The 12,569-nt window shown below is 53.6% G+C and carries 10 protein-coding genes, 1 tRNA gene and 1 pseudogene; 6 read left to right on the top strand and 6 right to left on the bottom strand.

Annotated features, from left to right (window positions below; genetic code table 11):
- Positions 1-14: 14 nt before the first annotated feature.
- The 6 genes from mnmE to rpmH all read right to left on the bottom strand — a co-directional run bounded on the left by mnmE (position 15) and on the right by rpmH (position 5,087).
- Positions 15-1,406, bottom strand: a complete 1,392-nt coding sequence (gene mnmE, locus N902_RS0104720; protein ID WP_027369996.1) for a tRNA uridine-5-carboxymethylaminomethyl(34) synthesis GTPase MnmE — start codon at positions 1,404-1,406, stop codon at positions 15-17.
- A gap of 209 nt (positions 1,407-1,615) precedes the next feature.
- Positions 1,616-2,452, bottom strand: coding sequence for an RNA-binding cell elongation regulator Jag/EloR (jag, locus tag N902_RS16425; protein ID WP_051564302.1), 837 nt, complete (start codon positions 2,450-2,452; stop codon positions 1,616-1,618).
- A gap of 41 nt (positions 2,453-2,493) precedes the next feature.
- A complete protein-coding gene (gene yidC / locus N902_RS0104710) occupies positions 2,494-4,131 on the bottom strand; it encodes a membrane protein insertase YidC (protein ID WP_027369995.1) in 1,638 nt (545 codons plus the stop codon).
- A 30-nt stretch (positions 4,132-4,161) separates the two neighbouring features.
- Positions 4,162-4,521 (bottom strand): membrane protein insertion efficiency factor YidD, encoded by a 360-nt coding sequence (gene yidD / locus N902_RS19105; protein ID WP_341830620.1) that lies wholly within the window; start codon positions 4,519-4,521, stop codon positions 4,162-4,164.
- The gene (gene rnpA, locus N902_RS16415) at positions 4,511-4,924 is read right to left on the bottom strand and encodes a ribonuclease P protein component (RefSeq protein ID WP_051564301.1); all 414 of its coding nucleotides are present in this window, start codon (positions 4,922-4,924) and stop codon (positions 4,511-4,513) included. The genes yidD and rnpA overlap by 11 nt, the downstream gene beginning before the upstream one ends.
- 28 nt (positions 4,925-4,952) lie before the next feature.
- On the bottom strand, positions 4,953-5,087 hold the full coding sequence (gene rpmH, locus N902_RS0104695) for a 50S ribosomal protein L34 (protein ID WP_027369994.1): 135 nt from the start codon (positions 5,085-5,087) through the stop codon (positions 4,953-4,955).
- A 563-nt stretch (positions 5,088-5,650) separates the two neighbouring features.
- Between rpmH and N902_RS0104690 the strand changes: the two genes are divergently transcribed.
- The 6 genes and pseudogenes from N902_RS0104690 to N902_RS20125 form a co-directional block, all read left to right on the top strand.
- Positions 5,651-6,307 (top strand): lactate utilization protein, encoded by a 657-nt coding sequence (locus N902_RS0104690; RefSeq protein WP_034621626.1) that lies wholly within the window; start codon positions 5,651-5,653, stop codon positions 6,305-6,307.
- An 82-nt stretch (positions 6,308-6,389) separates the two neighbouring features.
- Positions 6,390-6,466: transfer RNA gene (locus tag N902_RS0104685), tRNA-Met, on the top strand.
- 331 nt (positions 6,467-6,797) lie between these two features.
- On the top strand, positions 6,798-10,274 hold the full coding sequence (locus N902_RS0104680; RefSeq protein WP_027369992.1) for a helicase-related protein: 3,477 nt from the start codon (positions 6,798-6,800) through the stop codon (positions 10,272-10,274).
- A 74-nt stretch (positions 10,275-10,348) separates the two neighbouring features.
- Positions 10,349-11,419, top strand: a complete 1,071-nt coding sequence (locus N902_RS0104675; RefSeq protein WP_153304139.1) for a hypothetical protein — start codon at positions 10,349-10,351, stop codon at positions 11,417-11,419.
- A 4-nt stretch (positions 11,420-11,423) separates the two neighbouring features.
- Entirely contained in the window at positions 11,424-12,290 is an 867-nt protein-coding gene (locus N902_RS0104670; RefSeq protein WP_027369990.1) for a DUF1156 domain-containing protein, read from the top strand.
- A 70-nt stretch (positions 12,291-12,360) separates the two neighbouring features.
- Positions 12,361-12,569, top strand: a pseudogene (locus N902_RS20125) (ISL3 family transposase); the annotation flags it as partial.

Here is a 12,569-nt window from a genome sequence, read left to right as displayed (position 1 = left end):
CGACCAAGCATATATCATTTGCCGATGCAGAAACGGGAAAAGATCTGGTCCAGGACATCTTCGCTGGAGATCTCCCCGGTAATCTCTCCCAACCGGTCCACGCCGGTCTGCAGGGGAACCAGGACAACATCCGGGGGCATCCCCGACTCAATGGCCTGCCCGGCCTCACCCAGGGCCTGCCGGGCTTTCTCCAGCAATGTCTTTTGCCGCATATTGGGCACCAGCTCATCCCCGGCCGGTTCCGGACTCAGCCCCACGATCTTCTCCCGGATGGCCCGAGCCAGGGCATCAACCCCGTCTCCGGTGAGCGCGGAAACAGCCACACAGGAAAAGCCCCGGTCCCTGAACCAGCGCTCCGAATCCCATTCATCAAAGATCAGGTCCTGCTTGTTGCCCACAGCCAGGACCCTGGCCGTTCCCAGCCTCCCGGCCGCCTCCCGGAGGTCAGCATCCAGCTCCCGGGAGCGGTCAAAGACCAGACAAACCAGATCCGCCTGCTGCATGAGGTCAGCGCCCTGCTCCAGCCCTGCCCTCTCCACCTCGTCCTCGGTCTGGCGCAGGCCGGCGGTATCCACCAGACGGATGGGCAGGCCATCCAGATTCAGGCCTTCCTCCAGATAGTCCCGGGTGGTTCCGGGAACTGAGGTCACGATGGCCCGTTTCCGGCCCAGAAGGGCATTGAGCAGACTGGATTTTCCGGCGTTCACCGGCCCGGAGAGAACGACCAAAGCCCCTTCCCGATAGCACCTGTACCTGGAGGCTGCCTCCAGGAGAGAGTGCAGCTGCTCTTGAACCGTATTCAGCTCAGCGCACACATATTCCGCTGTTTCCATCTCCTCGGCATGCTCGGCCATCTCCTCCGGAAAATCCAGCTCCGCCATGAGCCGGGCCAAAAGTCCCTGCAGACGGCTGCGCAGGGAGTGGACAGTTTCCCGCAGGCCCCCGCCCAGCTTTGCGCCGGCCAAATCCAGTCCGATCCTGGTGTCGGCCTCGACCATCTCGGCCACTGCCTCGGCCTGACTGAGATCCATTCTCCCGTTGAGAAAGGCCCTGAGAGTGAACTCGCCTGGATCAGCCAGCCTCGCTCCCTGCTCCAGAACCAGCTCCAGGATTGTCTGCACCACGGCCGGACCGCCGTGGCTGTTGATCTCCAGGACATCCTCCCCGGTGTAGGAGGCCGGAGCCGGCATAAAGCTGGTCAGGACCTCATCGATCCTTTGCCCCTGGCAGGACACGATCCACCCATGGTGCAGGACGTGAGATGCGAATCCACCGAAATCCCGCCGGGCCGAGACGAAAAGGGTCTCGCCTATCTCCCGGCTCTTCGGACCGCTGATGCGGACTATCCCGATTCCGCCCCGGCCCAGAGGGGTGGCAACTGCTGCGATGGTATCCGTGGAGTCCATAGTGGCGTGGGAGAAAAAAGGCACAAGCGGTCAACTTCCGCTTGTGCCGGTAAAGGTTTAAAGTCGTGGTCAAACCCGGGCCATGGAAGCCAAGGCCGGACCCGGAAGAGTTTCGTCAGCCTGTGTATGCCTGGAAAGGCCAGGGTGTGCGGGGTGTCGACCGCCGAAGGCCGCTTTTACATACGCATTGCAATGAAGGGTATATTGGCCTACTGCTTGTCGCTCTCAGCTCCTGACCCTTCCTGGTTCGTCTGGGTGGCCTCCTGTTGCTCCTTCCGTTTTTTCAGGGCAATGAGCACCCGTTTCATGGGCCCATCCCCCTTGCTACGGGTTATGAGATCGGTCTCATCCTGCAGGGCGACATGAACCAGCCTGCGATGGTAGGAGCTCATGGGTTTTGTGCTCTGAGCCTTTCCGGACTCCTTGACTTTCTGGGCCAGATACAAGGCCTTCTGCCGGACCTGGTCATCCTGACGCTGGCGGTATCCCCCGGCATCAAGCTGGACATAGACCCGCTCCGGCCAGCTCTTGGCCACAATCCGGTTGACCATGTACTCCAGGGAGCTGATTGTCTGCCCTTCCTTTCCGATAATCAGACCGGAATATTCCTGATCTTGGATAGTCACATTGATCCGGTCCTGCTCAAACTGCACATCCAGAGTGGGGGCATCAATCAACGGGGCCAGCAACCTGCTCACAACGCTTTGGACCAGCTCTGCAAGCTCCTGCTCATTGCCCCGGATCTCTTTGTCGTTACCCTGTGGTTCTTTACCATTGTCCGGTGACTTTTTGTCGTTGGCCCGGGGGCCCTTGTCCCTGCCCTGTGGTTCCTTATCCCTGCCCTGGGAGGTCTTGTCATTTCCCTGGGCCTTCTTCTGAACAGCGGCCTGAATGGCGGCGTTTCTTCCTCCCAGACCGAAAATTCCGCTTGAGCCGCTGTCTATGACTTCGATGTCCAAGCCGTCCTTGGTCGTATTAAAATACGTACAGGCCTGCTCAATGGCTGATTCCACGCTTTTCGCTTCAAATCGCTTCATATCCTGCATATCCACTCCTGTCATTCCTTGCAGCCTGTTCGCTCGGTCAGTTATGCCTTGCGCATCAGCCTCCACTGCTGGAAGATGGACAACAAGTTGTTGGTCAAGAAATACACAACCAGACCGGCCGGAAAGTTGAGAAAGATAAAAGTCAAGAAGATGGGCATTATCATCATGATCTTGGCCTGAGTGGGATCGCCCGCCGTCGGAGACAGCTTTTGCTGCAAGAACATGCTCAACCCCATAACCACCGGGGTAATATAAAACGGGTCCTTGGACGACAGGTCGGCCAGCCAAACGATGTCGGTAAACGGAAAATGGGAGATGAACGAGGCGTGACGCAGCTCAACCGCTCCCAGCAGGGCCTCGTACAGACCGATGAATACCGGTATCTGCAGGAGCATGGGCAGGCACCCACCGGCCGGATTGACCTTGTAGGTCTTGTACAGCTGCATCAGCTCCTGATTCATCTTTTGCCGGTCATCTTTGTATTTTTCCTTGAGCTCCTTCATCATGGGCTGGATTTTTTTCATCTTCTCCATCGACTTGTAGCTCTTGTGCGACAGGGGCCAAAAGATGAGCTTGATCACAAAGGTCAAGAGGATGATTGCAACTCCGTAGTTGCCGACATAGGTATAGAAAAATTTAAGGACTTGTACAAGCGGACGGGCTATAATGTTCAGCCATCCATAATGCAGGGCCCCGATCAGATTGTTGCCCACCTGGGCCAGATGCTTCTGCTCCTTGGGTCCCAGGTAGTAGCTGGCGGCTATCTGCTCGCTCTGTCCGGGCTCAATGCCAGTATTCTGCTCCAAAGCCACCCTGTAGACCGAATCTTCCAGCTTGCCTTTGAAGAACATGTCCTGGGAGGTGGGAACCACCGAGAGCAGGAAGTAGTTGCTGTCCACCCCGGCCCAATTGACAGGGTTGTCGGAAGCGATGCCCAGCCCCAGGTCATCCTTGTCATCTTCCTTATTTAAGTGCTGGTTGGCATAATGGGCGATGCTGGTCGTATTGTATCTGCTTTCATTGGCCACCAGCCCGCTGCTGGCCATGGTCAGGCTTAACACGCCGCTTACGTAGGAATCCCCGGCGTTGCGTACCTTCAGGTCTTCGTCCACAGCATAGCTGTCTGCCTGGAAGGTGAATGTCCGGACAATCTCCAGCCCGTTGTGGATCTCCCCCCGAAAGACGAGCTGAGCTGATTCACCTCCGCTCAGTTGTACATCCTGACCCTGAACGGACCATTCTGCGTTCTGCCAGACTGGAGACCGGTTCCACAACAGGCCCATCGGGGCCTTGGCCAGTGTCTTTTTGCTCACCAGGTCGATAGGTGGAGAATCTGGCTCAATGGTTTCTTTGTAGTTTTTTAAATAAAAATGCTTCAGGATCCCTCCCTGGGAGCTGAACACGGCAGTATACAGGGGAGTGTCCACCTGCAGGGTCTTTGATCCGCCGGCTGAAAAAACAGCCTGCGCATCGCTGCTCAGAGCTCCATCCGCCTCCGGCTGCGGCTTCTCAGGGGTCGGAGAACGGGAGTCCGCCTTTTGCTCTGCCTGTTGCGGGCTGCTTTGGGTCTGATTTCGACTCTGTTCCTGGATTTGCTGAGGAGGAAACAGCAGATTCCACCCCACCAGGACCAGCATAGTTAAACCCAAGGCTACAAAGATTCGCCAGTTGTCGTTCATGTTCGACCTTCGATCCTCTCACATCAGAGATTAATAAATAACGTCACGCTCCGCTGGGCAAACTCCGGCAGGGCTCCGGCTTTCCCTCCCGGCACTTGAGTGCAAGGCATAGGCGCAGGTGCTTCTGTCGCCTTTTCCGACCGGCTCGATTTCGGGAACAGGATCCAGGCCGCCGCGAGCCAGAGGATGACATCTGAGCACCCGTCCCAGGGTGAGCCCAAGCCCCCGAAAAAATCCGTGCAGGGCAAAAGCCTCTATCGCGTATTCGGAGCAGGATGGAATAAAGCGGCAGCTTCCAGGAAGGAATGGAGATACGGCAACCTGGTACATGCGTACCAAGCCGATGCACAGTTTTCGGACCAAATATCCGGCCTGCAGCTCAGCGTACACTGGTGACGACCTTGTCCACGACTGGTTTCAGTTCCCGCTCAACGGATGCATACCCCAATTTCGCGACTGGTATATGGCGTTTGGGCACAGCAACTATGTCCAGATCTGCCTGCACCTCATGTTGATGTCGGCGAAAGAATTCCCGGAGCAGCCTTTTGACCCTGTTCCGCTGCGCGGCCTTGCCTATTTTTTTGCTCACTGCCGTGCCGAAACGGACCCTGGCCCCATCATCCTCCCGTCTGCGGACAAAAAGGAGAAAATTGGAGGAATGGAATTTCTTCCCTCCCTGATAACAGGCGACATACTGGGTGCGATGGGTAAGACGAAGGGATCGAGGATACGAGAACGAGAGGGCCCGCGGTGCAGGCCCCTCTTCTCCCTGGGCCGGACAGCAGCAATACATCGCGGTAGGGTCCCTTCAATAGATGAATCTACACTGCCAGACGCTTACGGCCCTTGGCCCGGCGTCTGCGCAGGACGGCCCGCCCGCCCTTGGTCCGGGAACGGACCAGAAAGCCGTGGGTTCGCTTCCGGCTCACCTTGCTGGGCTGAAATGTGCGCTTCATATCTGCTTCCTCCTTCGAAGTAGGATTTCCGTCGGTTACAAGCCGAATATTGAGTTTATGGATACATCCTCAAAGAAGAGGCCTGAATACTCTGATTTTGCTTCTCAGTCAAGGAACGGCACCTGCACGTCCCTTAAGCACTATCCGACTTTCTCCGGACCGGTTGACCTTTCCCCCCAAAAATCCCTACTCTCTTTTCTGTACCAGGGATATTCCCTCCCGGTTGGACATGGACGGCCCCATATGTGGCGAGTAAACAAGACTTTTCGACACAAAATAACATACATAAGAGCTTGCCGTCTCTTCTGGGTGCCGTGACCGGCAGGCCCGCACATTTTCTTGGTCCCGCCAAAAGGGGGAAACCAGGCACTCACATGCATGATATGCTCAGTCCATCTGAAAGCAATGTCCAGCATGTGAGTGCCTGGAGGGGGCAGGGATCCCCCTTTGGCGGGGCTTAGAAAATACCGGGCCGAAAGTGGGCACACAGAAGAGATGGCAAACTCCAAAAATCCACAGGCTAGGTCCAAGAAACGTAAACAATATGAGAAGGAGATATTGACATGAGCGATTCCGCCCTGCAGACGTATTGGCGCGGGAAGCTGGAAACCGTGCAGGCCGTGCTGGAAGACAACAACTTCAAGGTCTGGATAGCCGATTCACTCGATCAGGCCGCAACCTTGTTCTGGTCCAAGATTTTTGATCAGGTTCAGCCCCAGAGTGTTTCCTTCGGCGGGTCCATGACCGTGGTCGACTCCGGGCTCTACGCTGACCTCAAAAAGCGTACGGACATCAAGGTCCTTGACACCTACGACACGTCCGCCCCCAAGGAAGAGTTCCTGGAACGTCGGCGGCAGGCTCTGCTCTCAGATCTGTTCATCACCAGTACCAATGCCGTGACCAAGGAAGGGCATCTGGTCAATCTGGACGGCCTGGGCAACCGGGTCGCCGCTCTCACCTTCGGGCCCAGGCACGTGGCCCTGCTCATCGGACGGAACAAGATCGTTACCGACATGGACCAGGCCATTGAGCGGATCAAGGATTTTGCCGCTCCGGCCAACACCATCCGGCTGAACAAGAAAACGCCCTGCGTGAAGACCTTTCAGTGCGAGGACTGCTCCAGTCCGGACCGAATTTGCAACACCTGGACCATTACTGAAAAGTGCAACCCTCCGGAAAGGATAAAGATTATCCTCATCAACCAGGACGTGGGCTACTAAGATCCTTTTTTCGAAAAAAAATGCAAAAAATGTTTGACAAACAATCCGCATTTGGATAGATTGTTTTCTTGTCACACGGCGATGCGGGGTGGAGCAGTTTGGTAGCTCGTCGGGCTCATAACCCGAAGGTCCCAGGTTCAAGTCCTGGCCCCGCTACCAATAAATTCAAGGGGTTAGATCATACGGTCTAACCCCTTTTTTCTGTCCCTACCCAATTTGTCCCTATCCTGTCCCTACCTATTTGATTTGCTACCTCCTCATTAACTTTTGCCCATCCCACTCTAGGTAACCGCCAACAAATGGGAAGTCATGTTTTTCTGACCTCCCCTGAGTACAAACCCTATCGTTCACACAGCACGTCATTTTATGTCATCTCATTGACCTTTATCCCAGCTTCAGATATCCCAAACGGATGGTAAGTAATACTCTGTGTCCTATGTTCTTGGCCTGTATCAATATCTACCCCTCCAAATGAACCAAAGGCCTTCCTATGCTCAAACTGGAGCAGATCTCCGCTGGTCAGCAGGTCACAGGCATTGAACAGGACAAGATTGTCCGCATAGTCTCCACAGAAAAGCTGGGCGAACACGCTATCAATGCCATTTATCGGGATGGTTCCGGTCGCCTGGGGGAGCGAATGCTCTTTCGCTCGGACGAACCGACCATCTCCCTGGCTGAGTCTGGCTGCCCCTGGGGTTTTGATGCCCCGGCCCAGGATTTCAAACTGGCTCTGGAAGCCCAGCGCATAAAACTGGCCTACCTTTTTGACCCCATGATGGCGGTACACACCTCCAACGTGGACCCCCTCCCGCATCAAATTACAGCTGTGTATCAGCACATGCTCACCAAACAGCCCCTGCGCTTTGTGCTGGCCGACGACCCCGGTGCGGGCAAAACCATCATGGCCGGTCTATTTGTTCGCGAACTGATCATGCGCGGAGACACCAAGCGCATTCTGGTGGTCTGCCCCGGAGGCTTGGTGGAACAGTGGCAGGATGAGCTGTATGAAAAATTCGGGCTGATCTTTTCCATCTTCACCCGGGACATGATGAATAACTCCCATTCCGGAAATCCCTTTGAAGATCAGGACCGGATCATTGCCAGGATGGATCAGCTGGCCAGAAGCGATGAGCTCTATGAAAAGTTGGCCAATACCGAGTGGGACCTGATCATTGTGGATGAGGCCCACAAGATGTCTGCCAGCTACTTTGGCAACAAGGTGACCAAGACCAAGCGCTTCCTGCTTGGTGAGCTATTGTCCACCCGGACCCGACATTTCCTGCTCATGACCGCAACACCCCACAATGGCAAGGAAGCGGACTTTCAGCTCTTCATGTCTCTCTTGGACGGAGACCGTTTCTACGGCCGGTTTCGGGACGGAGTGCATCAGGTGGACATCTCGGACATGCTGCGGCGCATGGTCAAAGAAGAGCTACTCAAATTCGACGGCACGCCCCTGTTCCCTGAGCGCCGGGCCATCACCGCTACCTACCGCCTATCTGACCTGGAATCCGAACTCTATGCCCTGGTCACTGACTACGTCAAAAACGAAATGAACAAGGCCGACAATCTGGACGGCAAGCGCAGGGGATCTGTGGGCTTTGCCCTGACCATGCTCCAGCGCCGCCTGGCCTCCTCCCCGGAAGCCATATACCAGTCCTTAAAACGCAGGCGGCAGCGCCTGGAACGGCGCATAGAAGATGAAAAGGTCCAGCACCGAGGTCATTTGGTGGCTGAAACCTATGCCGAGTTCGGGGTTGATAATTTTGAGGATGCCGATGAACAACTCTCAGAATCAGAATTTGAAAATCTGGCCGATACCCTGGTGGACCAGGCCACCGCAGCCAGGACCATAGAAGAGCTGGAAAATGAAGTGGCCACCTTAAGGTCTTTGGAAAGCAAGGCCAAAACCGTGGTCCACTCCGGGAAGGACTGCAAATGGGAACAGCTTTCCTCTATCTTGCAGGACGACGACCGGATGAAGGATTCCAGGGGCAAAAGACTCAAGCTTATCATCTTTACTGAGCACAAGGACACTCTAAGATACTTAAGAGACCGCATAGCCGATCTGTTCGGAGATCATGACACAGTGCTGACCATCCATGGAGGCATGGGCAGAGACCAGCGCCGCAAGACCCAGGAAACCTTTCGTTTTGACCCAGGGGCTCTCATTCTGGTGGCCACGGACGCGGCAGGGGAAGGAGTGAACCTGCAAAACGCCAGCCTGATGGTAAATTACGACCTGCCATGGAATCCGAACCGCCTGGAACAGCGCTTTGGCCGCATTCACCGCATTGGCCAGACCGAGATCTGCCACCTGTGGAACATGGTGGCCATGGACACCCGGGAAGGCGACGTCTTTTACCGCTTGTTTCAAAAACTTGATAATGAACGCCAGGCCTTGGGCGGACGGGTCTTTGATATTTTGGGCGAGGTCTTTGAAGGCAAATCCCTTAAAGACATGCTGGTGGAGGCCATCCGCTACGGAGACGATCCCGAGGTCCGGGCCAGACTGGAGAAGCAGGTGGAAGGCGCCCTGGATACCCAGCACTTGCGAGAGATCATGAACCGCAACGCCCTGGCCGAAGAAGTCATGACCAGGGAGCAGCTCTATGCAGTCAAAGAAGAACTGGAAAAGGCCGAGGCCAGAAAACTCCAGCCACATTTTGTGCGCGCCTTCTTCATGGAGGCCTTTCAGGCCTTTCAAGGCGAGCTGCGCCAGCGGGAAACCGGCAGGTATGAGATACGCTATGTGCCAGGAGTTGTCCGGGAACGGGACCGGGTTATCGGGGGCCGGGACCCGGTCTTGAAAAGATATGAACGGATCTGCTTTGAGCGCCACCTGGTCCGGGTGTACGGCAAGCCCATGGCCAGCCTGGTCCATCCCGGCCATCCCCTTATGGCCGCTTTGACCGACCTGATCATCGAGGCCCACGCCAACAAGTTCAAGCAAGGAACCATCTTTGTCGATCCCACAGATGAGACCGACACCCCCAAGGTCCTGGTCATGCTGGACCATGCAGTGCGAGAGAGCGCCTATGGCCAGAACGAGCGCCAGGTTGCCTCCAGACGCATCCAGTTTGTGCAGATCGATTCCCAGGGCGCGGTGACCAATGCCGGATGGGCGCCGCACCTGGATATGGAACCCCTGGCTGACAGCGACCAGGTCCTGATCCAAGATGTATTAAATCAGCCCTGGCTCAGCGACACCCTTGAGCAGCAGGCCCTTTCCTACGCCGCTGAAAAGCTTGTTCCTGAGCACTTCCAGGAGATCAAAGAACAAAGGGAACGCCAGGTCAAAAAAATCCTGGATGCAGTACATGAGCGATTGACCAAAGAAATTGATCATTGGCAGGATCGATACTTTCACCTTAAAGAAGCCATGGAGGCCGGCAAGCAGCCCCGCATGCAGCCGGAAAACGCCAGGCGCAGGGCGGAAGAGCTCCGCGCCCGCCTGGAACAGCGGACCAAGGAGCTCATGGCCAAACGCAGCGTGGTCTCCAGTTCCCCTGTGGTGGTGGGCGCTGCCTTGGTTGTTCCGGCCGGACTTCTGGCCAGGCGCAAAGGACAGGATGAGGCCCTGTTCAGTCAGGATGCCCATAGACGGAAGCACATAGAGCAAATCGCGATGCACAGAGTCATGGAGCATGAACAGACTCAAGGGTACAAGGTCAAAGACGTCTCTGCTGAAAAATGCGGCTGGGATGTTTCAGCCTACAAGGAAGGCCATGCAGACCGGCATATTGAGGTCAAGGGCCGGGGCAAGGGGCAGAGCACCATCACTGTAACTCGCAATGAGATCATGTACGCCCTGAATCAGGAAGATAAGTTCTGGTTGGCCGTGGTCTTTGTGGACGAGGACGATACACCGGACGGCCCCTACTATGTGCAAAAACCCTTCAAGGTTGAACCTGACTGGGGAGTAGCCAGCCTGAATTATGATGTTAACGAATTGCTCACTCTGTGATTCATCAAAAAGATGGATGGACTTCATAAATACTGCTAAAACACCAAAATGAGATATGAGATATGCGAACTAAAATGAATAATGAAGAAGCCATGAAAAATATTTTAGAAAATGCCTATGATTTTCTTGATCAAGCTATTGATGAAGTCAAAGAAAAGCCCAAATACTCAATCATTCATTTTTATACTGCTCTTGAATTACTAATGAAAGCTAGACTGATGCATGAACATTGGACTCTCATCCTCACCAAACCACAAGATGCTGACAGAGATAATTTTGAGATAGGTAAATTTCAATCGGTATCCCTAAAAGATGCTAATGAACGCTTAAATAAAATCGTTTCTGATGGACTAACAAAAGAAGAATTAAACTCATTTAATAAGATTCGTGACCTACGCAATAAGATGGTTCATTTCTTTCACAAAGACATTTTATTTCATGATGGTTATGTATATGAAATAATGAAACAACAATACGTTGCCATGTACTATTTGAACCACATAATAAGAGATAGATGGACAAATGTATTTCAATTATATGCTGATATCGATTTTGGTATAGATCAAAAAATGAAAAAACATCGAGATTACTTAGAGACAAAATATGCCTTAGTCAAAGAAGATATCAATAAACTTATATCTGATGGAAATATCATAATTAAGTGCCCAGCATGTTTATTTAATTCAATGCGTGTATATGAAATTACAAAAGAAGATGAGGCAGTTTACTTTGAAGGAGAATGTTTGGTTTGTTCTTTATCTGATTCAAACTTTTTCTCATTCTATTGTGAAGAATGTGAAGAAAGGATTGTCACAAATGAAGGTGAATGTAAGTGCGCACATTGCTTAGCTCAATATACTACACAAGATTTGTTAGAAATTATTGATGGAACCAAAGAAAACTTACGCATAAAGGAAGGAGGTGGTTCTAGAGCACATTGTTCTGAATGCGAAGGATTTGAGACAGTTGTTCCATTTGGAGGCCTTTATCTGTGTTTACAATGTCTGAACTCATTTGATGAGGAAGAGCTTCATGAATGTGAATATTGTGGTTCTTTATGTACAACCGAACTTGAGATGAGTTACCTCACTGGTTGTTTAGCTTGTGATGGCAAATTTGGAAGCTCGTCCTTTGAGAGAGAATGAACATATGATCAAAGCCCCCAAGAAACTCATAGAATGCGCCCTCCCCCTGGATGAAATTAACGCTGCCGCAGCCAGGGAAAAGTCTATCCGCCATGGTCATCCTTCCACTCTGCACCTGTGGTGGGCCAGGCGCCCTTTGGCCGCAGCCCGGGCAGTGCTCTTTGCCCAACTAGTCAATGATCCCGGCGGAGAGCGCGGCTGGGGCAAATATCCAGGTCAGACCAAGAAGGATGCCCAAAGGGAACGTGAGCGCCTGTTTGATATTCTCAGGGAGCTGGTCAAGTGGGAAAACACCAATAATGAGGAGCTCCTGGAAAAGGCCAGGGAAGAAATCCGCAAGTCTTGGCGGGAAACCTGTGAGATGAATAAGGGCAAACCCGGATTTGACCCGGATAAACTGCCTGCCTTTCATGATCCTTTTGCTGGTGGAGGAGCTATTCCTCTGGAAGCCCAGCGTCTCGGCCTGGAGGCCTATGCCTCGGACCTCAATCCTGTGGCCGTGCTCATCAACAAGGCCATGATCGAGATCCCGCCCAAGTTTGCAGGCAAAGCACCTGTAGGACCAATTCCTGATGGTGAGCAGGGAGACCAAAGGGGCCAACACGACTGGACTGGGGCACAAGGGCTGGCTGAAGACGTCCGCCGTTATGGTCACTGGATGCGCAAAGAGGCGGAAAAGCGGATAGGCCACCTCTACCCCAAGGTCAAAATCACCAAAGATATGGTGGACGAACGACCGGACTTGGCATCTTACCTGGGCCGGGAGCTGACAGTCATCGCCTGGATTTGGGCTCGCACAGTCAAAAGCCCCAATCCAGCCTTTTCCCATGTAGGCTCCACTCAAGAATCTGTGCATGAAGTGAGGCCATAGACTTGAAAAGCATGAGTCCCCTCGGGTAGTTAGGTGGTTACCACACACACCAGCTACCACGGAGGAACTCATGCTCGTGTCCCAGTTGATCAAATCTACGCTTGATATTCAAGGATTTCGTGTCAGCCAGGTCCAAGGCGATACGAACGCGATCATCGTGGATATTGTCCCGGATCGTCGTCATTCGCTCTTTTGCAGCTCTTGTGGAAGCGCTTCCAGGTATCGGGATACTCTCTCTGTTCGTCATTTTCGGCATGTTCCTCTCTGGGGCATCCCTGT

Source organism: Desulfovermiculus halophilus DSM 18834 (assembly GCF_000620765.1).
GTDB classification, from domain to species: Bacteria; Desulfobacterota; Desulfovibrionia; order Desulfovibrionales; family Desulfothermaceae; genus Desulfovermiculus; species Desulfovermiculus halophilus.
The sequence above is the reverse complement of the archived record's forward strand: the minus strand, read 5'-3'. Positions and strand labels throughout refer to the sequence as shown.